The organism is Pseudomonas sp. P7548 (genome assembly GCF_013386585.1).
In the GTDB taxonomy this organism is placed as follows: domain Bacteria; phylum Pseudomonadota; class Gammaproteobacteria; order Pseudomonadales; family Pseudomonadaceae; genus Aquipseudomonas.
On the sequence record NZ_JACARO010000031.1, the window covers coordinates 1 to 22,344 of the forward strand.

At 60.8% G+C, this 22,344-nt stretch carries 16 protein-coding genes and 2 pseudogenes; 8 read left to right on the forward strand and 10 right to left on the reverse strand.

All coding sequences use genetic code 11. The features are described from left to right. A pseudogene (locus tag HX803_RS13415) lies at positions 1-2,333 on the reverse strand (hypothetical protein); the annotation flags it as partial. Positions 2,334-2,790: 457 nt separating this feature from the next. Between HX803_RS13415 and HX803_RS13420 the strand changes: the two are divergent. Beyond that, entirely contained in the window at positions 2,791-4,113 is a 1,323-nt protein-coding gene (locus tag HX803_RS13420; protein WP_178921177.1) for an OprD family porin, read from the forward strand. On the opposite strand, the gene HX803_RS13425 is transcribed toward HX803_RS13420, so the two are convergent. Further along, on the reverse strand, positions 4,114-4,590 hold the full coding sequence (locus HX803_RS13425; RefSeq protein ID WP_178921179.1) for a helix-turn-helix domain-containing protein: 477 nt from the start codon (positions 4,588-4,590) through the stop codon (positions 4,114-4,116). A gap of 107 nt (positions 4,591-4,697) precedes the next feature. Here HX803_RS13425 and fabF point away from each other — a divergent pair, with 107 nt between their 5' ends. Beyond that, on the forward strand, positions 4,698-5,966 hold the full coding sequence (fabF, locus tag HX803_RS13430; RefSeq protein WP_178921181.1) for a beta-ketoacyl-ACP synthase II: 1,269 nt from the start codon (positions 4,698-4,700) through the stop codon (positions 5,964-5,966). A 38-nt stretch (positions 5,967-6,004) separates the two neighbouring features. Here fabF and HX803_RS13435 read toward each other — a convergent pair whose 3' ends face one another. Further along, positions 6,005-6,298, reverse strand: a complete 294-nt coding sequence (locus tag HX803_RS13435) for a hypothetical protein (RefSeq protein WP_178921183.1) — start codon at positions 6,296-6,298, stop codon at positions 6,005-6,007. A gap of 94 nt (positions 6,299-6,392) precedes the next feature. Here HX803_RS13435 and HX803_RS13440 point away from each other — a divergent pair, with 94 nt between their 5' ends. The 3 genes from HX803_RS13440 to HX803_RS13450 all read left to right on the forward strand — a co-directional run bounded on the left by HX803_RS13440 (position 6,393) and on the right by HX803_RS13450 (position 9,921). Next, positions 6,393-7,346: a GlxA family transcriptional regulator gene (locus HX803_RS13440; protein ID WP_178921185.1), complete on the forward strand. Its 954-nt coding sequence runs from the start codon at positions 6,393-6,395 to the stop codon at positions 7,344-7,346. A 46-nt stretch (positions 7,347-7,392) separates the two neighbouring features. Next, entirely contained in the window at positions 7,393-7,773 is a 381-nt protein-coding gene (locus tag HX803_RS13445; protein WP_178921187.1) for a RidA family protein, read from the forward strand. A 168-nt stretch (positions 7,774-7,941) separates the two neighbouring features. Then, on the forward strand, positions 7,942-9,921 hold the full coding sequence (locus HX803_RS13450; RefSeq protein WP_178921189.1) for a U32 family peptidase: 1,980 nt from the start codon (positions 7,942-7,944) through the stop codon (positions 9,919-9,921). A 121-nt stretch (positions 9,922-10,042) separates the two neighbouring features. Here HX803_RS13450 and HX803_RS13455 read toward each other — a convergent pair whose 3' ends face one another. Together HX803_RS13455 and HX803_RS13460 are read right to left on the reverse strand one after the other, a co-directional pair. Beyond that, positions 10,043-12,781 (reverse strand): dermonecrotic toxin domain-containing protein, encoded by a 2,739-nt coding sequence (locus HX803_RS13455; protein WP_178921191.1) that lies wholly within the window; start codon positions 12,779-12,781, stop codon positions 10,043-10,045. Between the two features lie 390 nt (positions 12,782-13,171). Beyond that, the gene (locus tag HX803_RS13460) at positions 13,172-14,068 is read right to left on the reverse strand and encodes a DMT family transporter (RefSeq protein ID WP_178921193.1); all 897 of its coding nucleotides are present in this window, start codon (positions 14,066-14,068) and stop codon (positions 13,172-13,174) included. Positions 14,069-14,177: 109 nt separating this feature from the next. Between HX803_RS13460 and HX803_RS13465 the strand changes: the two genes are divergently transcribed. Continuing rightward, positions 14,178-14,618: an Lrp/AsnC family transcriptional regulator gene (locus HX803_RS13465; protein ID WP_176996152.1), complete on the forward strand. Its 441-nt coding sequence runs from the start codon at positions 14,178-14,180 to the stop codon at positions 14,616-14,618. A 100-nt stretch (positions 14,619-14,718) separates the two neighbouring features. After that, entirely contained in the window at positions 14,719-15,567 is an 849-nt protein-coding gene (locus HX803_RS13470) for an NmrA family NAD(P)-binding protein (protein WP_178921195.1), read from the forward strand. A 58-nt stretch (positions 15,568-15,625) separates the two neighbouring features. On the opposite strand, the gene xylB is transcribed toward HX803_RS13470, so the two are convergent. Genes xylB through HX803_RS13495 form a run of 5 tightly spaced genes read right to left on the reverse strand, consistent with a single transcriptional unit; the run spans position 15,626 to position 21,591 of the window. Continuing rightward, on the reverse strand, positions 15,626-17,086 hold the full coding sequence (xylB, locus tag HX803_RS13475) for a xylulokinase (protein WP_178921197.1): 1,461 nt from the start codon (positions 17,084-17,086) through the stop codon (positions 15,626-15,628). Between the two features lie 7 nt (positions 17,087-17,093). After that, positions 17,094-18,095 carry a LacI family DNA-binding transcriptional regulator gene (locus HX803_RS13480; RefSeq protein WP_178921199.1) on the reverse strand — a complete coding sequence of 334 codons (1,002 nt, stop codon included), beginning with the start codon at positions 18,093-18,095 and terminating at the stop codon, positions 17,094-17,096. A gap of 26 nt (positions 18,096-18,121) precedes the next feature. Further along, positions 18,122-19,054, reverse strand: coding sequence for an ABC transporter substrate-binding protein (locus HX803_RS13485; protein ID WP_178921201.1), 933 nt, complete (start codon positions 19,052-19,054; stop codon positions 18,122-18,124). Between the two features lie 34 nt (positions 19,055-19,088). Continuing rightward, positions 19,089-20,066, reverse strand: coding sequence for a ribose ABC transporter permease (locus HX803_RS13490; RefSeq protein WP_176998280.1), 978 nt, complete (start codon positions 20,064-20,066; stop codon positions 19,089-19,091). After that, positions 20,059-21,591 carry a sugar ABC transporter ATP-binding protein gene (locus tag HX803_RS13495; protein ID WP_178921203.1) on the reverse strand — a complete coding sequence of 511 codons (1,533 nt, stop codon included), beginning with the start codon at positions 21,589-21,591 and terminating at the stop codon, positions 20,059-20,061. Before HX803_RS13495 ends, HX803_RS13490 begins: the two co-directional genes overlap by 8 nt. A gap of 127 nt (positions 21,592-21,718) precedes the next feature. Here HX803_RS13495 and HX803_RS13500 point away from each other — a divergent pair. Next, positions 21,719-22,320, forward strand: a pseudogene (locus HX803_RS13500) (EAL domain-containing protein); the annotation flags it as partial. Positions 22,321-22,344: the final 24 nt, after the last annotated feature.

Consider the following 22,344-nt stretch of genomic DNA (forward strand, 5'->3'; position numbering starts at 1 on the left):
GTGGTGATGCGCGGCACCACATAGGTGGCCACTTCTACCGCGCCGGCCACAGCCGACAACCCATTGAGACCGGCAAACGTGCCCTGGAAACCTGCCGCCACCTTGTCACCGCTTTGCGCCGAGTTCTTCGCCGAAATCGCCCCGGTAACCAACCCCAGCACGTTGCCCGCGACACCGCCCAGGCTCTTGCCGACGTTCTCCACGTCTTTCACGAACTTGGGCGCATCAAACTTGTAGGTGCCCTGCTTGGTGCGATCGAACTGATCCTGGACGAACTTGGCGCCGCCTTCCATGAACAAGCCCGCCGCCTGGAACGACTGGCCCACTGTTTGCGCGGTGCTGCCGCCCTTGCCGCTGGCGATCCGCGTGCCGATGGCGCCGGCCAGCAACACGCCGGAAACCCCATGCATCACCCCGGCCTTGTAGGTCGCGCTGACCCCGGCCGGCAGCTTGCCGCCCCAGGTGCTCTGGACCTTCTTGATGGCGTCGTCGAACTTGGCGCCGCCGCGCATGGCGTCTTCCACCGCACGAATGCCACTGATGATATCGGCGGTTTTAGGCGGTGCTTCCCCGGGCGGGGTGAAAGCCGCGATGTTGTCGTTGATCACCTGCTCGAGGCGCGGGTCATTGGCGCCGGTCACGCCCAGGCCACGGTAGAAGTCATCGATGGACTGGCCTTTGAGCAAGTCCTCGCGGCCCATTTTGGCGGCCGCGTCATTGAAGCTTGAGGTGCCCGCCTGCACGGTCTTGTCATCGAGTACGGCGTCGAAGATCGCCTTGTTCACGCCGGACTGGATCACCGCCTTGTCCGCCGGCACGCCGCTGGCGATCAGGTCGTTCATCTCTTTGCCGGAGGTGATGTTGGCGTAGTCAGCCTTGACCCTGTCCTTGATCGCCTGCGGGGCATTCTCAAAGGCTTTCTTGTAGTCCGGCTGCTTGCCCAACGCCTGGGCGTAGAAGTCGGGGTATTTGATAAAGCTCGACAGCGCGTCGGTGGTGCTCACGCCTTTGGGGGCGAACGCATTTTCCAGGGCGTCGGTGCTGGATGACGCTTCCAGGCGGCGCTCCATTTCGGCTTTCAATGCCGGGTCGGCAGCGACCATTTTCTGCAACTGCTCGGTGCCTTGGGTGTTGAGGAACTGCTGGACGTCCGGGTCCTTGCTGAGCGTGTCGATTCGGCTTTGTACATCGTTGATGAAGTCTTCGCGCTGCTGGCCCGGCGACTTGCCTTCGCCGGACCACTCATTGGCGCCATCCGGGCCCTGGTGCGCAAACGCGTCGGCGCCGGCCTTGTAGTTGGCCAGGCCGGTGGACAGTTCGATGATCGCTGCCGTCTTGTCAGCCCCACTGGCGTTGGTGTTGCCCGTGGTGAAGTAATCGGCGCCGACTTTGGAAGCATCGCCCCCAGCGGCCTTGACGGCGTCTTCGGTGGCCTTGGCGTTGAGGTCCTTGATCTGCTCGTCGGCGCTGTTGCCGTCCAGGCCCTTGAGGTTGTCATAGCCGTACTTGCCAAAGTCCTGCAGGCGCCCGGCCTCGGTACCGTGACGGGCTTCGCCGTCCTTGGTGAAGCCGTCGATCCTGCCGTTGCCCACATCGCCGCCGTCGATGTGCTTGCCGGTCTCGTCGTAGTTCTCGACATAGTTGAGCACTTGCGCGGCACGCCAGGCGGCATCGGGGTCGTGTTCAAAATCACCGACACGCTCGCGCAGCTTGTCCTTCACACCACTCTGGTTGCCGAGATTCTTGAGCAGCGGGTTGTCGTCGATGATCTGCTGGGCGCTGCGGGTGTCGCCCACCGGGCGACCTTCGCCCGGCAAGGGCAAGTGATTGGAGGGCGCGTCCCCCTTGGGTGGCGTCTTGGGCTTGGTGATCGGCAACTCGCCCTTGAGGGTGTCCCAGCCGTATTTACCGAAGTCCTGCAGGCGCCCGGCCTCGGTGCCGTGGCGCGCATCGCCGCCTTTGGTGAAGCCGTCGATCTTGCCGTTGCCGGCGTCATTGAGTTCTGCCCGCTTGACGGTGGGCTTGCCGTTTTCGTCGAGTTTCTCGATGTGCTCCAGCACGCGGCTGGCGCGGTAGGCCGCGTCCGGGTCATGTTCAAAGTCCCCCACGCGCTCGCGCAGCTCGTCTTTCACACCGCTTTGGTTGCCGAGGTTCTTGAGCAGCGGGTTGTCATCGATGATCTGTTGGGCGCTGCGGAAGTCACCCTGGGGGCGCTTTGTATCGGGACCGAGACGGTTGTCGTCCGGCTGATTGTCTACCGCCCTGGACACCGCTTTGTTCCAGTTCGCGTTATCGCCTGCGGCGGGTTTGCTATCGACCGGATTAACCTGCATCACCTATCTCCTGGTACGGCGTGGGAGACGGGATTATTGAGGGTTAAGTGCAACAGTCTTGTTACACAGACAGAATGATCGGCGCAATCATCCTGCCATCATCCGATTAACGGTTATAGATGAATATTTATATAAGTCAGTTTAACTAAGCCTAAAAAATCCGCCGCAGAGCCTGCGGCGGCAAACCAAAGGTTTTTGTCGAAGCAGAGCGGCTAAGACCCGTTCAACGCTACACCTGCGACCGATTAAACATAGTGAAGTTTAATTAATCGAGTTTAATCATCCGCAGGGCTGCAGGCCGCGCAGTCTGTGCTTAGAATCAGCTTCGGCACTCATGCCGAACACAATAAAAACGGCAACGCCTCACTTCGAACCCTGCCCATAAAACCTTATGCATTGTCCAAATAAAGTGCGGTGTTTCTGTGCGCGCGTTAATTATTCCGGGGAAGTAAAGAACATGATCAAACAGTGGAGCCTGTTAACACTGGCCGTGTGTGCCAGTATCAGCCAAGCGGCCTTCGCCGAGTCAGTCAGCGACCAGGCCGATTCCAAGGGGTTCATCGACGGCAGCAGCATCACCGGGCTGTTGCGCAACTACTACTTTGACCGCGATCGGCAAAGTGGCAAGGCCGACAACCGCGACTGGACCCAGGGCGCAATGCTCAACTACGCCTCGGGCTTCACCCAAGGCACCATCGGCTTCGGCGTGGATGCCTATGCCTATGGCGCGATGAAACTGGACGCCACCCACGCCGATGCCGGCACCGGCGAATTGCCCACCGACCGCAATGGTGACCCGAAGGATGGCTACGGCTCAGTGGGTGCCGCGGTGAAGATCAAGATCTCCAAGACCCAGCTCAAGTTCGGTGACATGCAACCCACCGCACCGGTCTTCGCCACCGGGGGCACGCGGATCCTGCCGCAGACCGCCACCGGTTTTGACCTGACCAGCAGCGAAATCGCCGGCCTGGACCTGGAAGCCGGCCACTTCACCAGCACCAACAGCGGCATGACCAGTGACCATGAGCACGACATCTACGCCACCTACGCCAACGTCGCGGCCAACAGTGCGAGTTTTGTCGGCGGCAAATACACCTTCACGCCGTCCCTGAGTGCGACGGTGTACGCCGGTGAGCTGGAAGATATCTGGCGCCAGTACTACACCAACCTCAACTATGTGTTGCCGCTGGGTCATGACCAGTCGCTGGCACTGGACGGCAACCTGTACCGCACCCTCGACACCGGCAGCGCCAAGGCCGGTGCGATCAACAACACCACCTATTCGTTGGCGGCGGCCTATTCGTTCCTGCAGGCGCACACCCTGACGCTGTCGTTCCAGAAAGTGCACGGCGACACGCCTTTCGACTACATCGGCACCGGCAACAACGGCGCCGGCGAAGGCGGCGATTCGGTGTTCTTGGCCAACTCGATCCAGTGGGGTGACTTTAACGGCCCGGGCGAACAGTCCTGGGGCATCCGCTATGACCTGAACATGGCGAGCTACGGCGTGCCGGGCCTGAGCTTCATGACCCGCTACGTCAACGGTACCGACATCAACGGCACCCACACCCCGGCCAACAGCGCCTACGTGGGCGACTACGGTGCCGACGGCGACCACCACGAGACCGATGTGGAAGCCAAGTACGTGCTGCAAAGCGGCCCGGCGAAAAACCTGTCGCTGCGCGTGCGCGATGCGATGGTTTCATCCAACGCCGATCAGCGTGACGGCAAGCTCAATGAGCTGCGCCTGATCGTCGACTATCCGTTCACCCTGCTGTAATCACACCGGGCCCAGCCGTTGGCGCATGCCTGCGCTGGCGGCTGGACCGGCTTGCACCACGCACTGCTCCAGCGGCACCAGAACGCCTTCAGCGGTGGCCATTGTCGGCTGCACCGGCTTGCCGGTCTCGCGTTGCACCACCTCGACACTCCTGCCCTCCTCGGCAAAATGCCGATTGCCCCACGCCACCAGCGACATCAGCACCATGCCGAAGTCCTCACCCCTGGCGGTGGGCACGTATTCATAACGCGGTGGCCGCTCGCTGTAGGCCCGACGCTCCAGCATGCCCGCCTCCACCAAGCCATTCAGACGACGCGTCAACATGTTCGGCGCGATGCCCAGGCTGCGCGAGAACTCATCAAAACGCCGCAAGCCATGCAACGCATCGCGCATGATCAACATGCTCCACCACTCCCCTACCCGTTCAAGGCTGCGAGCGATCGGGCATTCTTCACTGACAAGGGATTTGCGTTGCATCGGCGTTCCTGTGTGCGAGTACAAACTTGTGTGACGCCATGTTACTTTCATGATGATAGTGACGTCCATAGGGTCTGTACCCTCAACGCAACCGGAGTCGATTGATCATGAGTAAACGTATCGTGGTGACAGGCATGGGCGCACTGACGCCGTTGGGTGCCAGTGTTGAATCCACCTGGCAACGCCTGTTGAACGGACAATCGGGCATTCGTCGCCTGCCGGAAGAATTGATCGGCGATTTGGCCGTCAGCATCGGCGGCCAGGTGCAGAGCGTGGAGCAGGATCCCCAAGCCGGTTTTGACCCGGATCGACTGTTGGCCGCCAAGGAGCAACGCAAGATGGACCGTTTCATTCTGTTCGCCCTGGCGGCGGCGGATGAGGCGTTGAAGCAAGCCGGCTGGGCGCCGAAGACTGCCGAGGAACAGGAACGCACCGCCACCATCATTGCCTCGGGCGTGGGCGGCTTCCCGGCGATTGCCGATGCGGTGCGCACCACCGACAGCAAGGGCCCGCGTCGTCTGTCGCCGTTTACCATTCCGTCGTTCCTGAGCAACATGGCGGCCGGGCATGTGTCGATCAACTACGGTCTCAAAGGCCCGTTGGGCGCGCCTGTGACCGCCTGTGCGGCGGGCGTGCAAGCCATCGGTGACGCTGCGCGGATGATCCGTGCCGGCGAGGTGGATGTGGCCGTGTGTGGCGGTGCCGAAGCGGCGATCCACCGGGTTAGCCTGGCCGGTTTCGCGGCGGCGCGGGCGCTGTCCAGCGACTTCAACGACAGCCCAGAGTGCGCCTCACGCCCGTTTGACCAGGCCCGCGACGGCTTCGTGATGGGCGAAGGCGCCGGCATCCTGGTGATCGAAGCACTGGAACACGCCCTGGCCCGTGGTGCCCAGCCGATTGCCGAGTTGGTGGGTTACGGCACCAGTGCCGATGCGTATCACATGACCGCCGGCCCGGAAGACGGTGACGGTGCGCGTCGGGCAATGACCCAAGCGCTGCGTCAGGCCGGCATCGAACCTGCGCAAGTGCAGTACCTGAACGCCCACGCCACCTCCACGCCCGTGGGTGACAAGGGCGAACTGGCAGCGATCAAGACAGTGTTCGGTGCTCAAGGCAGCCCGGCGATCAGCTCGACCAAATCCGCCACCGGCCACTTGTTGGGCGCTGCGGGCGGGATCGAGGCGATCTTTACCGTGCTGGCCCTGCGTGACCAGGTGGCCCCGATGACGCTGAACCTGGAAAACCCGGACGCACTGGCCGACGGGTTGGACATGGTACGCGGCGAAGCGCGACAGTTGCCGATCGAGTACGCGCTGTCCAATGGCTTCGGGTTTGGCGGGGTAAATGCCAGCGTGCTGTTCCGACGCTGGGTGTGAAACAACAGGCGCCGTCGACTACCGACGGCGCCTGCCGGTCAGCGGCCTTGCAACAGCAAGCCGAGCGGCGCCAGCGGGCCGACGGGGATGAACTCGCACTGGCTCAGGCCCTCATCGCCCAGGGGCAAGCCTTCTACCAGGGTTTTGGCCTCTTCGATGCTCTGCACTTCCAGCAGGAAGATCACGCCCAGCACGTCATGCCGAAACCAGAATTGCTCGATCTTGCCGTCCAGGTACAACTGCAGGGTGGCGGGGACTTCCTTGGGCATGATCCGCGCCTGCTGCTCGGGGCTCAGTGGCTGGGGGATCGAGACGATGGCCATGACTTTCATAGTGTTGCTCCGGTGAGGTTTGGAGTCGCCAATATGGCAGTCGTGAGAGCGATGCAGTATCGTCCTAAATGCCAACTTTGAGACCATTTACGCCATGCGCTTATCCATCCTTGCCTTGGAAGGCTTGTTCGACACCGGGCTCTCGGTGTTCCTAGATGCCTTCTCGCTAGCCAACACGCTTTCGCCCACCGGGCCGGTGTTCGAGGTGTCCCTGGTCGGGGTCCGCAAGAAGGTCCGCACCCGCCACGGCCTGCTCATTCCGACCCAACCGATCAATGAACAGCAGAAACCCGACTGGGTCGTCCTGCCCGCGCCGGCCACCGCCAGCCCTGAGCTGCTGGTGCCCGCACTGGCGCGGGCGGATGTGCGAGACGCCAAGGCGCAGCTGTTGAAATGGCATGCCCAGGGCGCGCAGATCGCCGCGTCATGCGTGGGCACGTTTTTCTTCGCCGAAACCGGCCTGCTAGACCATCGCCAAGCCACCACCACCTGGTGGCTGGCCCCGCTGTTTCGCCAGCGCTATCCCCACGTGAAACTGGATGAATCACGCATGCTAGTGCAGACCGATGTGGGCGTCACCGCAGGCGCAGCCATGGGCCACCTGGACCTGGCGCTGTGGCTGATCCGCCAGGCCAGCCCGGAATTGTCGAATGTGGTGTCGCGCTACCTGCTGGCGGATATTCGCACCTTGCAGGCGCCGTACATTATTCCCAACCACCTGGCCCAGGCTGATCCATTGATCCTGCGCTTCGAGCGCTGGTCACGGGAGCGCCTCAAGCAGGGTTTCTCGCTACAGGAAGCCGCCTCGGCCCTGGCCACCAGTCGCCGCACGCTGCAACGGCGCTGCGAAGACGTGCTGGGCAAGTCACCGCTGTCGTACTTCCAGGACCTGCGTGTGGAACGTGCACAATCGCTGTTGCACGGCGGCGACATGGACATCGAGGCCATTGCCAGTGAGGTCGGTTATGCCGACGGCTCCACCTTGCGCACCCTGTTGCGCCAGCGTCTGGGCCGCGGCGTGCGCGAGCTGCGCAGTGACCTGCGCTGAGCCAAGGGGTTAAACTGACGGCCCTTTTTCCTGCCAAGAGAACCCCATGGCCAACCACGACCTGTCCTTCACGCCCGATCCTGATGCCGACTCGATTTCTTCCGACGTGATCGGTTTCAACGGCATCCTGGTCTCCACCCAGGTGCCAACCCGCGCCGATGGCAGCCTGGAACTGGGCGATATCACCCTGCAAAGCGAATGCACCCTGCAAGCCCTGAAAGTCGCCTTGGAAAAAGCCGGCAGCTCCATGGACCGGGTGATGCACCTGACCATCTACCTCACCGACATGGCCGATCGCGCCGCGTTCAACGAAGTCTACAAGCGATTTTTCGCCAAACCATGGCCGGTTCGCGCCGCCGTAGGCGTCGCCGCCTTGGCGGTACAAGGCATGCGCGTGGAAGTTACCGCGATGGCGGCCAAGGCCTGACGCCAATCCCCTGTGGGAGCTGGCTTGCCTGCGAGGGCGGCGGCACAGCCAGTACAGATAGCGCCTGACCCACTTCGCTGAGGTCCGACAGCCCTGCGGTAGATGCTGCCCAGGCATTTCACGGCTACAATGCGCGCCTCAACCGTGACAAGCCTGACTAAAAAAACTATGTCCTTGCCCAAGCATCACCTTGAATTGCTCAGCCCTGCCCGCGATGTCGCCATCGCGCGGGAGGCTATCCTGCATGGCGCCGACGCCATCTACATCGGCGGCCCAAGTTTCGGCGCGCGCCATAACGCCTGCAACGACGTCAGCGATATCGCCGGGCTGGTCGAGTTCGCCCGCCGTTACCACGCGCGCGTATTCACCACCATCAACACCATCTTGTATGACAACGAACTGGAACCGGCGCGCAAGCTGATCCATCAGCTTTACGACGCCGGCGTTGACGCCTTGATCGTGCAGGACATGGGCGTGATGGAGCTGGATATTCCGCCCATCGAGCTGCACGCCAGCACCCAGACGGACATCCGCACCCTGGGCCGCGCCAAGTTCCTCGACCAGGCCGGTTTTTCCCAACTGGTCTTGGCCCGTGAGCTGAACCTGCAGGAAATCCGCGCCATCGCCGACGAGACCGATGCCGCCATCGAGTTCTTCATCCACGGCGCGCTGTGTGTGGCGTTCTCCGGGCAGTGCAACATCTCCCACGCGCAGAATGGCCGCAGCGCCAACCGTGGCGACTGCTCCCAGGCTTGCCGCCTGCCATACACCTTGAAAGATGACCAGGGCCGTGTCGTGGCCTTCGAAAAACACCTGTTGTCGATGAAAGACAACAACCAGAGCGCCAACATTCGCGCCCTGGTGGAAGCCGGTGTGCGCTCGTTCAAGATCGAAGGCCGCTACAAGGACATGGGCTATGTGAAGAACATCACCGCCTACTACCGCCAGCGCCTCGATGACGTGCTCGAAGACCGCCCGGACCTGGCCCGCGCGTCCAGCGGCCGTACCGCGCACTTCTTCCTGCCCGACCCGGAAAAAACCTTCCACCGTGGCAGCACCGACTATTTCGTCACCGACCGCAAGGTCGACATCGGCGCCTTCGACACCCCGACCTTCACCGGCTTGCCGGTAGGTATGGTGGAAAAAGCCGGCAAGCGTGACCTGCAAGTGGTCACCCATGAGCCGCTGTCCAATGGCGATGGCCTCAACGTGCTGATCAAGCGCGAAGTGGTGGGGTTCCGCGCCAACATCGCCGAGCCTAAAGGTGAGTTCGAGGAAGACGGTGAGAAGCGCTATCGCTACCGCGTCGAGCCGAACGAAATGCCGACTGGCCTGCACCAGTTGCGCCCGAACCACCCGCTGAACCGCAACCTGGACCACAATTGGCAACAGGCGCTGCTCAAGACCTCATCCGAACGCCGCATCGGGCTGACCTGGGCTGCTCGTCTGCGTGAAGAACAGCTGGAAGTGACCGCCACCAGCGAAGAAGGCATCAGCGCCAGCGTCACCCTGCCCGGCCCGTTTGGCGTGGCCAACAAACCGGAACAGGCGCTGGACACACTGCGTGACTTGCTCGGCCAGTTGGGCACTACCGAATACCACGCCACGAACATCCAGCTGGATGCACCGCAGGCATTCTTCATTCCCAACTCGCAGCTCAAGGCCTTGCGCCGCGAAGTGATCGAAGCGCTGACAGCTGCCCGCGTGGCCGCTCACCCCCGTGGCGGGCGCAAAGCCGAGACCACACCGCCACCGGTGTACCCGGAAGCGCATTTGTCGTTCCTGGCCAACGTCTACAACCAGAAAGCGCGTGACTTCTACCACCGTCATGGCGTGAAGCTGATCGACGCGGCCTTTGAAGCCCACGAAGAAACGGGCGAAGTGCCAGTGATGATCACCAAGCATTGCCTGCGGTTCTCGTTCAACCTGTGTCCTAAACAGGCCAAGGGCGTGACCGGGGTGAAGACCAAGGTCGCGCCGATGCAGTTGATTCACGGTGATGAAGTGCTGACCCTCAAGTTCGACTGCAAGCCCTGCGAAATGCACGTGGTCGGCAAGATCAAGGGCCACATCCTCGGCCTGCCACAACCGGGCAGCTCGGTAGAGCATTTCAACCCCGAAAACATCATCTTTCAAGGCACCCACTAACTGTAGTGAGCGGGCTTGCCCCGCGCCGCGGTGTGTCAGACGTACAAGAGGCGCCTGACATGCCGCCGCGCGGGGCAAGCCCGCTCACTACAGCACTCTGTTGATTCGTCTTACTTATTTCTCAACGCGCCGGAGTGAAGGTCACGGGCCGATAAGTGAACGTCCACGCCTTGATCGGGTTGTAATGTGGATTTTTCTTTGCAGCTCTAAACTTTTCGCTGGCTAACTTACCCGTCACAAGTTGCGTACTGACGTGGTCCACCGCTCGACGCTCTACGGGGAGCAGCTCAACCTCACCGCCCAGGGCTTCTGCAATGTGGTGCTTCGCCACGCCTTTTAGTCCGTTGATCTTCTCGGGGCTCATATAGGCAGACAGGGTACCCTCATAGCCTTTGACAGGCTTGCCAATAAGCCTACTGAACTCAGCAGCAAAGGATGCATTTTCGCCATTGCCGGAGTAACACATCAGTAACCGCACGTTGTCGTAATCGCTCGGGTTGATCCCTTTGGCCCTTAATGCATCCAGCAATTCTTGTGGCGTGTGCGGCTTGCCGTTGTAGACAATCCTGGCAGGCGTTTTGGTGTTAGTGCGCAATGACAAACCGCCTGGATCTTCTCCATGCGCCAGGATATTCAGTCGTACTTTCGATTCTTTCTTATTGAGGTCCACAAAGGTAAAGAGACCATCGTCGACTGTTGTGAGGCTGTCCATGGTACCGCCCAATTTGATCAATTTTCCCTTCTGGGCAGTTATTTCTTCGACCGGCACCTTCCCTGTCATACCGGGATAGGCAATGGGTTTCTCTTTAGGTACCGGAGCGGTTACCGTGATGGGTTCCTTGCCATTTGGTTTAGGCGTGTAGGTGCCTTCAACACCCTGCCGCTCATACGCTTTTGGTGCGCGGCGCCCAAGTGAATAACGGCCCTTAGTGTTGCCGAGTCCCTTGATTAATCTTGAGCCTCTTTTAACCACAGGCTTTAGCAGTTTCCCCACCCATTTTGTTGGTAAGACCGACAGCGCAGCGTCACCTACGGCAAAACCGGCATCAACAAGACCTGCCTTGCGCTCTGCCTCAGTGTGTCCATTGTTGGCCTGCCATGCACCAATCACGATCTGAGTGGGCGCCGTCAAAAACACCGCAGGCGGGATAATCACCCCCACCGCCCCCGCTATGTGGGATACACGAGATATAAGAATCTTACGGTTCGACTTGATCCTTTCGTCACCGTCCGATACCGCATCCCATGCCTGGAGTTTGGTCAGGTTTTCGAACATATTTCCTTCGATACGGCTGTCAGGTCGACCATAGCCCACTACGCCGGGAAGATAGTTCTTAGTGTTTTCACCGATATTCTTTAATGTACTGCTGACGCCTTTTTTGATAGGCCCATCGCGAAGATGGTAATCGGTAAAGTGCCGCTCCAACTCTGCACGCCCCTCCTCACTCTTTGCCACGTCATGGATCCACTGACGCATCGCGGCCTCGTCCTTGAATTCAAAGAACGATTGCCCATCGCCGGGCATATACACCACGATCCGACCGGTTTGCTTGTGCTTCAGCACGGCAATGTCAGTGGCTCGATAATTATTGATTTCCAACATCGAGCGTTCTACATGCTCCGAGTCGGACTTTCCGGGGGTATCGAACTCTGCCGCTTCAACCACCATCGCCAAACCTTCTTTCGACAGCTTACCGTTCGCTGCGTCGAGCCCGGCACGGAACATATAATTTTTTTCGTGTAACGCCTGCATAGTCCCCATGTTTTCCTTCCAGAACTTTTGCTGCGCCGCTCCGTACAGTTTTGCGATATCTCGATTACGTGCAATTGAGGGCAGTAAAGCAGGATCTATATCGATTTTTTTATCAGGGCTGTACTTCGGATTGTTCGGATCCCCCGAAAAGATAACGGTTTGCCCTCCGCTGACACGATCATCCAACCAAGGATCGTTGTCCGCGACTGCCTGTGTTAACGACTTGGGCGCGCTCGTCGGTTTGCGGTCACCGATCACATAACCTTTGGGATGGAATCCGTGTTTCTTATAGTCAGGATCATCTTCACTGAAGTGCTGAATAAACACCTTGTCGGGGTCAATATCAATCTCTGATGGGCCATTTTGTTTTGTGAATTCCTTGATGTCTTTGCGCACCTGCTCAGCCACTACCTTTTCAGGGGTAGGATATTGCTCTTCCATCTGATCGGCCAGATCAACAATGGTTTGAGCCGACTGTTCAATTTTTTCACCCGGCGCTGCGGCATTCGGCTTGCCAGGCTCTATCCGAGGCGGCGTAATATCAACGACCTTCGCTGGCGTATTGACTATTTCCACCACCGTGGCGGGGTGTTGCTGCTCGTGGGTTTCACGTTTGCGCCTACTGCGTGAGGCGCCGTCGGAAGCGTCCGGCGTCGGCCAATTGAGTTGCGCCGGATCGTCAGCCAGCTTTTTCAGCCTAGTGTTCATCTCGGCAACGCTATTGAACGTTTGAAAGGACGGCGCAAGTTGATGGGGGATTAACAGCACCACATTGGGCTTCTTTGACTCAGAAGGCACGCGCTGTATAACGATAGCGTCCTTGGCCACATTGCCCTCTGCCTTCAAACGGCTCACTTCAACCTTTGGTAAACCTTGTTTGCCGGGAAATAATACCGCATCGAGCAGTTGTTGGACCTCAGGCCGCAAGTTGCCAGTATTCAAGCCGTTCACCATGTACTCGCGAACGTTGTCCTTGATGGTGTTTGAGACGTCGTCAAGTCCGGCAGCCCCCGCCGGTTTGATCTGGTCTGGCGCCGAACGCCAGGAAGCTGTCGAGTCAAACAAAGGAGTTGAATGTCCGAAATTACCAATTGAGTCATTGATCATGATTAGCGATTACCAAGGTTTGCCGACGCAACCTTTTCAAGGCGCCGTTGTTAAAGCGTTAAGGGTCAACTCATCCTTTACATGCCAGGCATTCACATCATTGATCGCCCTGTTGTTCTATTCAGCACAACTCAGCATTGCCCATTCCGATGTACCGATAACTTATTTACTACTCTGTGTGGCGCGCGTAATGCTTACTTCGGTTGACACTTTTATTTATAAGGCAATCGCTATCCAGCGAAAGCTCCACCCTCTGTTGGCGGATCTATTTCAAAGCAATGCAGTATTTCTACTGCGATGCTTGCCATCTCTTGGGTGGTGCTTACGTGGGAGTTTGTTCCAATGAACTCATAATTATTCTTAATATCCTACACGCTAGCGGACATACCGTTACGCAGGTGTTCGTCTACGAAGGATGGCGAGGCTACCCCAGCCCCGCTGCAGCCCAGCCGCCGCCAATAAGATCGCCACCACGCCCAGCCATTGCAGCCAGCCCAGGCGGTGCCCGAAGGCAAACCAGTCGACAAAAATCGCCGCAATCGGGTAGATGAATGACAGCGCGCCAGTCAACGCCGTCGGCAGTTTCTGGATCGCGCCGTAGAGCAACACATACATCAAGCCGGTGTGCACCATTCCCAGGGTGACCAACGCCGCCCAGGCATTGGGCGCAGTCGGCAGGCTGTTCCAGGGCACCAAGGGGGCCAGCAACACGGCGCCGGTTGCCACCTGGATCAGTGCCATCAAATGCGGCGGCACCGCCTTCAGGCGCTTGATGATCAATGCCGCGACCGCATACAAAAACGCCGCCCCCAACGCCAGTGCGATCCCCACCAGATAATCCCCGCCACTCTGCTGCCCGCCATGGGCGGTGACAATCGCCAGCATGCCGAGGAACGCCACGCTCAACCATGCCAGCTTCAACACGGTGATTTTTTCACCGAGAAACACCGCCGCCAGCAGCACCAACATGAACGGCTGCACGTTGTACACCGCCGTGCTGATGGCGATGGACGCGTGGGAATAGGATTCAAACAGCAGTAACCAATTGCCGACAATCGCCACGCCACTGAGCACCGCCAGCCCGACCTTGGCCCAACTGAGCAGGTCCAGGCGCAGGTAACCGAGCACGGCGCACACCAGCAGCAGCGTCAGCCCGCCGATCACACAACGCCAGAACACCACTTCGATCACCGACACGCCGGACACCAGCACAAACCAACCAATGGTGCCGGAGATCAGCATGGCGGCGATCATTTCCCACGAACCGCGACGGATAGATGTGTCCACGATGGAAGCTCCTCAAGTGAGGCTCAATTATGGCAATCTGCTCGGCAGCAGCTCCAGCGACTAAAAAAGGCAAAACCTTAGAATCACCTTTTCTTATTAGGCGGACACCATGCTTGACACCATCGACCAGCAACTGATCGCCGCCCTGATGGACGACTCGCGATTGTCCCTCAAGGCCCTGGCCGGCATTACCGGGCTGTCTTCGCCCAGTGTCGGCGAACGCCTGCGCCGCCTTGAAGAGCGCGGCGTACTGACCCACTACACGGTCGACATCGACCCCAAGCATTTTGGTTACCTGCTGCAGGCCATCGTGCGTATTCGCCCCCTGCCCGGCCAATTGCAAGAAGTCGAACGCCAGATCCAGGCAATTCCCGAGTTCACCGAGTGCGACAAGGTCACCGGCGACGACTGCTTCATCGCGCGCCTGCACGTGCGCACCATGGAGCAACTGGACACCCTGCTTGACCGCCTCAACCACTACGCCGAAACCAACACCGCCATCGTCAAGAAGACCCCGGTGAAACGACGTTTGCCACCGCTGGCGCATTGATGATTTTAAGTCACTTGCGCAGTGACTTGATCGCTATTCTGTCAACAGTCGACGGTCTTTATGCTGGGCTCCACTCATTGGAACCACAGGTGTAAAGCTCATGTACGTGATTACCGGTATTACAGGCAAAGTCGGCGGCGCCCTGGCGCGCAATCTGCTCAAGGCGGGCCAACCGGTTCGTGCGGTGATTCGCGATGAGGCCAAGGCGGCGTATTGGGCGGATCTGGGCTGTGAAGTGGCATTCGCCCAGATGGAAGACGCCCAGGCGCTGACCGTTGCGTTCAAAGGTGCCACCGGCGTGTTTATCCTGCCGCCACCGGGGTTTGACCCATTGCCCGGTTTCCCCGAGGCCCGTGCGGTGATCGCCGCCGTGAGCCAGGCATCGCAGGCGGCAGCACCGAAGAAGGTGTTGTGCCTGTCCACCATTGGCGCCCAGGCCGAGCAGGTCAATCTGCTGACCCAGCGCACCCTGATGGAGCAAGCCCTCGGCGCCCTCGAACTGCCGGTGACCTTCTTGCGTCCGGGCTGGTTCATGGAAAACGCGGCTTACGACGTGATCACAGCCCGCGAAACCGGGGTGATCCACAGTTTCCTGCACCCCTTGGACAAGGCCATACCGATGATTGCCACGGCGGACATCGGCGTATTGGCGGCGCAACTGCTGCAACAGGACTGGTCCGGGCTGCGGGTGGTGGAATTGGAAGGGCAATGGGTGAGCCCCAACGATATTGCCCAGGCATTGGCGCAGATACTCGAGCGTGACGTACGCGCCGAGGTGGTTGAGCGTGATACCTGGGAAGCGTTGTTGCGTTCACAAGGCGCGCAGAACCCATTGCCACGCATACGCATGGTGGACGGTTTCAACGAAGGCTGGATCTGTTTCGAGCATGAGCATGTGATCAAGGGCAGCACACCGCTGCTGACTGTATTGCGTGAACTGGCGCGCTAAACCCACCACACACCTGTAGGCGCCGGCTTGCCGGCTCCTACAGTTTTATCTGTGTGGTTTATTCGTGCAGGGATCTGGCGGCCGATAGCAAGCCTTGGAACTGGTGGTAGCGGGCCGACAACACCTCGTACTGCGCAGCATCCGGCATATACCGCGCCTTCACCGGCATCCCCGCCTGCAGCAGGTTCGCACCCTGCCCGACGGCCAGAAACCCCAGCTTCGCCGCACCGATGCACGCGCTCAGCTCACTGCCGTGCAGGGTGAAGATTTCCCGCCGCAGGATATTGGCCAGCAACTGTGCCCAATACTCGCTGCGTGCACCGCCGCCCACCAGGGCACACGCGCCGACGTCAGCGCCCGCCGATTGCACCGCACGCAACGCATCAAGCAAACCAAAGCTCACCCCCTCCATCACCGCATAACCCAGCATCGCGGGCGTGCAGTCATGGCCCAGGTTCATAAAGCCGCCACGCAGCAAAGGGTCGTTGTGCGGGGTGCGCTCGCCCGCCAGGTAGGGCAAAAACAGCGGGGTCGACAACGGCACAGGGTGCCCTATCGGCAACTGCACCTGCACCTGATCCAGTAACGTCTGCTCATCCGCCGTGCCAGTCAGCCGCGTGACCCAGCGCAAGCAACTGGCACCCGCCAGCATCGCGCCCATGGTGTACCAACGGTCTGGCAACGCATGGCAAAAACTGTGCACGGCACTGGCCGGGTTGCCGGCCGCATGATCAGTGATCGCGACAATCGCCGCGCTGGTGCCCAGGGTGATGAAACCATCGCCGGCATTGATCGCGCCAATACCGACGGCGGCCACCGGGTTGTCGCCGCCACCGCCTGCGATTACCACCTGCGACGACAGACCCAGTTCGGATGCCGTCAGCTGAGCACTCGCTGCGCCGCCTTCGACCAACCGTGGCATCTGCGCAGGGGCCAGGCCCGTCGCGCGTACCATGGGGGTGAACCATTGGCGGTTCGCCACGTCCAGCCACAGCGTTCCCGCGGCGTCGGACATCTCGCTGATACGCTCGCCCGTCAGGCGCAAACGCAGGTAATCCTTAGGCGAAAGTACGCAGTCAATGGCCGCGAATACCTCAGGTTCGTGCCGTTGCAGCCACAGCAGTTTCGGCGCCGTCAGCCCGGCCATGGGCAGGCTGCCGGTGACGTCGGCAAAGCCCGGGCCCAGCTGCTCGGCTTCGGCCACAGCGCGTGAGTCGTCCCACAAAATCGCCGGGTACAACACTCGGTTGTCATCCCCCAACAGCACCGCGCCATGCATCTGCCCCGACAGGCCGATGCACGCCACTTGGGCAAACGCTGCATGGGCACGCAGTTGCTCCAAGGCCTGCAGGCAGGCCTGCCACCAATCCTCTGGCGCTTGTTCGGACCAGCCGCTGTGGCGTCGCGACACGCTCAGGCGCACGCCGGCATGGGCCAATACAGCGCCATCAAGGTCCATCAGGATGGCCTTGAGTTCCGAGGTGCCAAGGTCGATGCCGAGGGAAACGGGTGTGCTCATACGCGTGTCATTCCAATCCAGTACAGCCACATGAATGTCTGATTTGCAGGCTCGGTGCCAGCCGCACGCTGTGGGTGGGCGCGTCGGGTGAGGCCATGCGTTGCAGCAGCAGATGCACCGCGCGGGTGCCCAGGTCCTGCACTGGCTGGGCAATCAGCGTCAGGCGTGGCACGAAGAAATCCGCCCAGTCAAAATCGTCGAAGCCCACCAGGGCCATTTGCGCCGGTACCTCGATGCGCGCATCGCGCAAGGCATGCATGGCGCCGAGGGTCATCAGGTTGTTGCCGGCCATGATCGCCGTGGGCGGCGTCTCCAGGGCCAGCAAGTGTGCGGTGGCAGCCCGCGCCGGCTCGCTGCTGGAACCGCCGTTGACCAGCAACTGCGGATCAAACGCCAGACCGGCGGCGTGCAAGGCCTGGCGGTAGCCGGCCACGCGTTCATCGGTGGTGCCCAGCCCCGCACGTCCGGCAATGAAGCCGATGCGTCGGTGGCCGTGTTCAATCAAATGGCTGACCAGAGCCTGGGTGGACTGGGTGTTCTCCACGCCGATCTGGTCAAACCGCTCACTCATCATGCGATCCACCAGCACGGTCGGCACCTCGTTGGCCTGCAAGTACTCCAAAGCCAAAGAACCCGTAGACGGTGCCAGCAAGATCCCATCGACGCGCCGATGGTGCAGCGCCGTGACCACCCGCAATTCCTGCTCCGGGTCGTCGTGGGGGTCGACAAACAGCATCATGTAGCCGTGCCGCGCACACTCGGTTTCGATCGCGTGCACGGTTTCGCTGAAGTAGTGGTTGGACAGCGCCGAGATCGCCACGCCAATCGTGCTGGTGCTCGACCGAGCCAGCGAGCGCGCCAGGGTGTTGGGGATGTAACCCAGTTCCTCGATCGCACGCTGCACCGCCTGCACGGTGGCCGGGCTGACTTTGCGGGTGCCGTTCAGCACATGGGACACCGTCGACGTCGACACCCCCGCCCTGCTTGCCACGTCATCCATGGTGACCACGACGCTGCTACCCCTTTTTTAGTGGATCAATGTTTACTCGACCAGCCGCTGTACGAACCGACGTTGTCACGGGTGATCAGTTTTGGCGTGAGCAGGGTAACCGCTTCGGCCGGGGCCTTGTCATTGAGAATGTCATTGCCCACGTTCACGGCAGTCTGGGCCATGGCCCAGGGGTCCTGGCTGGCAGAAGCCTGGATCTGCGACTCGGTCTTCAGCGCGTTTTCGATGTCCGGGGCGCCGTCCACCGACGTGATGATGATGCCGCTGCGCTTAAGCTGTTTGGCCGCCAGGTCGCTGCCGATGGCTTGCGGGTCGTTGATCGCAAACAGACCGTCGATTTTCGGGAAGCGCGTGAGGTAACCCTGCATCACGTTCAGGCCGCCTTCGCGGGAGCCCTTGCCGTCCTGGTCATCGGACAGCACCTTGATCTCCGGCGCGTTGGCCAGGGCGGCTTTGCAACCCTTCACGCGGTCGGTCACGGCGGTCACTTGCGGGCCGTTCTGGATAATCACGTTGCCCTTGCCCGAGAGCTTGTCCACCAGGAACTGGCAGGCCAGCTTGCCGGCTTCGACGTTGTCGGTCTGCACCGTGGCGTTCACGCCCTTGGCATCCACGTCCACCGCCACCACCACAATCCCCGCGTCGCGCGCCTTCTTGATCGCCGACGCCATGGCGGACGGGTCCACCGCGTTGAGCAGGATCAGGTCAACCTTGGACGAAATGAAGTTGTCGATCTGCGAAAACTGCTTGCTCAAGTCATAGTCAGCCGACACCGACGTGACCTTGACGTTGGGGTTCAGCTCCTTGGCCCGCGCGGTGGCGCCGTCGGCCAGGGTCACGAAATACGGATTGCCCAGCGAGCCCATGCTGATGCCCAGGGCTTTGAGTTCACGGGCTTCTACCGTTTGGGACATCAGGGCAGCCAAGGCGACAACGGGAAAGATGCGTTTGAGGTTCATACCGGTCTCTCTTGTGATTGTTAGGGGAGTCAATTCAGGTCCGCGCACCGGACTGGCGATACCGATCCAGCGCCACCGCGCCAATGATCACGATGCCCTTGATGATGTACTGCCAGATGTCCGACACCCCCAGCAGCACCAGGCCGTTGGTGAGCACCGCGATGATCAGGGCGCCGATCAGCGTGCCGCCGATGGTGCCGACGCCACCGGTAAAACTGGTGCCGCCGAGGATGACCGCAGCAATCGCATCCAGCTCATAGGACTGGCCCAGTTGCAGGCCATTGGCGGCGAACAGGCGCGAGGCGCTCATCACCGCGCCCAGCCCGGCCAGGGCGCCGGACATGGCGTAGACGAACAGCAGCACTTTCCACACCTTGATCCCCGACAGCCGCGCCGCTTCCGGGTTACCGCCCACCGAGTAGATCTGCACGCCCATCACGGTGCGGCGCAGGATGAACCACGACAGCACCACCACCGCCACGGCAATGACCACCAGCCACGGCACGCCAAGGATCGAGTCGTTGCCGATAAAGGCAAACGGCAGGTCGGGGTTGAACACGGTCTTGTCATCGGCCAGCAGGCGAGCCAGGCCGCGCATGGCAGTCAGTGCACCCAGGGTGACAATAAAAGGCGGCAGGCGCATGAACGCGATCAGCCCGCCATTGACCAGGCCCAGCAACAGGCCGAAGCCGATACCGGCCGCAATTCCGAACATGCCGAACTGCGGCGACAGCGACACCTGCAACGCCACCACGGCAGAGGCCGCCAGGATCGCCCCCACGGACAGATCGATCCCCGCCGTGAGGATCACAAAGGTCATGCCCGCCGCCAGCACCACATTGACCGAGGCCTGCTGGGTGATGATCGACAGGTTCTGCACGGTCATGAAGTTCTCGCTGGCCAGGGCGAACCCCACCAGCAACAGGACCAGCACCGGCAACATGCCCACCGTGCGCATCAGTTCACGTGCGCGTTCTGCCTTACCTGTTGGAGCAATGTTCAACTCAGCCATGGGCAACCACCTGATCGCCACCGGTGGCGAGGTCAATAATGCGTTCCTGGGAAATGGCGTGGCCCGATGCCCCGCCGACTTCGGCCACCAGCTGGCCTTCACGCATCACCAGCACGCGGTCGCAGGTGCCGATGATTTCCGGCAGCTCGCTGGAGATCACCACGATGCCCACGCCGGCCAGCGCCAGTTGATTGATGATGCGGTAGATCTCGGATTTGGAACCGATGTCCACGCCACGGGTGGGCTCGTCGAGGATCAACACATGAGGCTTGACCTCCAGCAAGCGCGCCAACAGCACCTTTTGCTGGTTGCCGCCCGACAAGGCGCCGACGTTGACCTTGCCCGAGGCCACGCGAATCGCCAGTGACTGGATCGCATCCTTGGAGCGCTGCGCCGCGTGCTTGCGGTCGAGCACGCCACCGGCATGGGCATCCGGCACACAGGCGCAGACGTTGATGTTGTCGGCCACGCTCATGTCCAGGAACAGGCCCTGGGCCTTGCGGTCTTCGGTGAGGTACACCACGCCGGCGCGGATGGCGTCGGCCGGGGTGCGCAATTGAGTGACCGTCTTGCCCACCACTTCCAGGGTGCCGCTGGTGCGCGGGTCGGCGGCGAAGATCAAGCGCGCCAGTTCCGTGCGCCCTGCCCCGACCAAACCGGCGATGCCCAGCACTTCGCCGGCGTGCAGGTCAAAACTGCAGTGGCGCACACGCTTGCCGTCCGCCATGTCGCGCACGCGCATCACCACGTCGCCGGGGTTGTACGCGGCGTGTTCCTTCTTGTAGAAGCCGGACAGGTCGCGCCCCACCATCATTTTCACCAGCACTTCGGCCGACAGCACATCGCGGGTCAACTCGCCAATGTACTGGCCGTCGCGCAGCACCGAGACGCGGTCGGACAACTCGTAGATTTCGGCCATGCGATGGCTGATATAGATGATCGCCAGGCCCTGGCTGCGCAGTTGCTTGATCAGCGCAAACAGGCGGTCGGTTTCGCGGGAGGACAGCGGCGTGGTGGGTTCGTCCATCACCAGGATCCTGGCGTGGCCGTGCAACGCGCGGGCGATTTCCACCAGTTGGCGCTCGGCGATCGACAGGCTGCTGACCGGCGTCGACGGTTTGAATTCGGCGCCCAGGCGTTGCAGCACTTCCACACAACCGGCCTGCATGCCTTTGCGATCGATGGTCCAGCCACGGCGCAGTTCACGGCCCAGGTAGATGTTCTCGGCCACGCTGAGGTTGGGGCACAGGCTCAGCTCCTGGTAGATGACGGCGATGCCGTGGGTCTTGGCGCTGGCGGGGTCGAAGGTGGCGACGGGCTGGCCGTCGATGCAGATCTGACCACCGGGGTCAGCCTGGTAGGCGCCGGAAAGGATTTTCATCAGCGTGGATTTGCCGGCACCGTTCTCCCCCATCAAGGCGTGGATTTCGCCGGGGTAGACCTTCAGGCCGACTGACTTGAGCACCCGCACACCGTTGAAGGTTTTGCTGATGCCCTGCATTTCAAGCAAGGGTTCAAGGCTCATGAATGAGCTCCTGGTTTTTTTATTTTTGTTGTCGAGTGCTGCCGACTCTATGCCAGTTACATTTCCTTACGCAAGCGCTTGCGTATGCCGTTTATCGACTGATTAAACGTTTCACCTCGTTCAGTTTGATGATATCGGCTTGATCGTCCCCGTGGGCCGTCGGGTGATCGAGCAGGACTGCTAACGTATCGCAGAGTGGCAACGCGATGCGATTGGCACGGTGGAGGTGGCGGTCAACCTCTCCGGCCATCAATTGATCGAAGGCGACCTGATTGCCGATATGGCGTGCACCCTTGCACGCACCGGGGTCGAGCCCAACTGGCTTGAAGTGGAACTGACCGAAGGCTCGTTGATGGAAAACACCCAGCACACCACCGCCAGCCTGCAGCGCCTGTACGCCAGGGGGTGAAGATCTCCATCGATGACTTCGGTACCGGCTATTCGAGCCTGGCGTACCTGCGGCGGTTTCCCATCGACACGCTTAAGATTGACATCGCGTTTATACGCGAAGTGACCAGCAACCCCCAGGACGCGGCGATCACCCGTACCATTGTCGAACTGGCCCACAGCCTCAGCCTGCGGGAAGTGGCCGAAGGCGTTGAAACCCAGGCGCAACTAGCGTCCCTTAAGGGAGCCGGCTTTGATCAGATCCAGGGCTACCTGTTCAGCCGGCCGCTGCCAATGGAACCAATGGAGCGCTTGTTGCTGGAGCGTTTGGAGCGTCTGTAAGTATGCCCAAGGTGCCCAGGACGT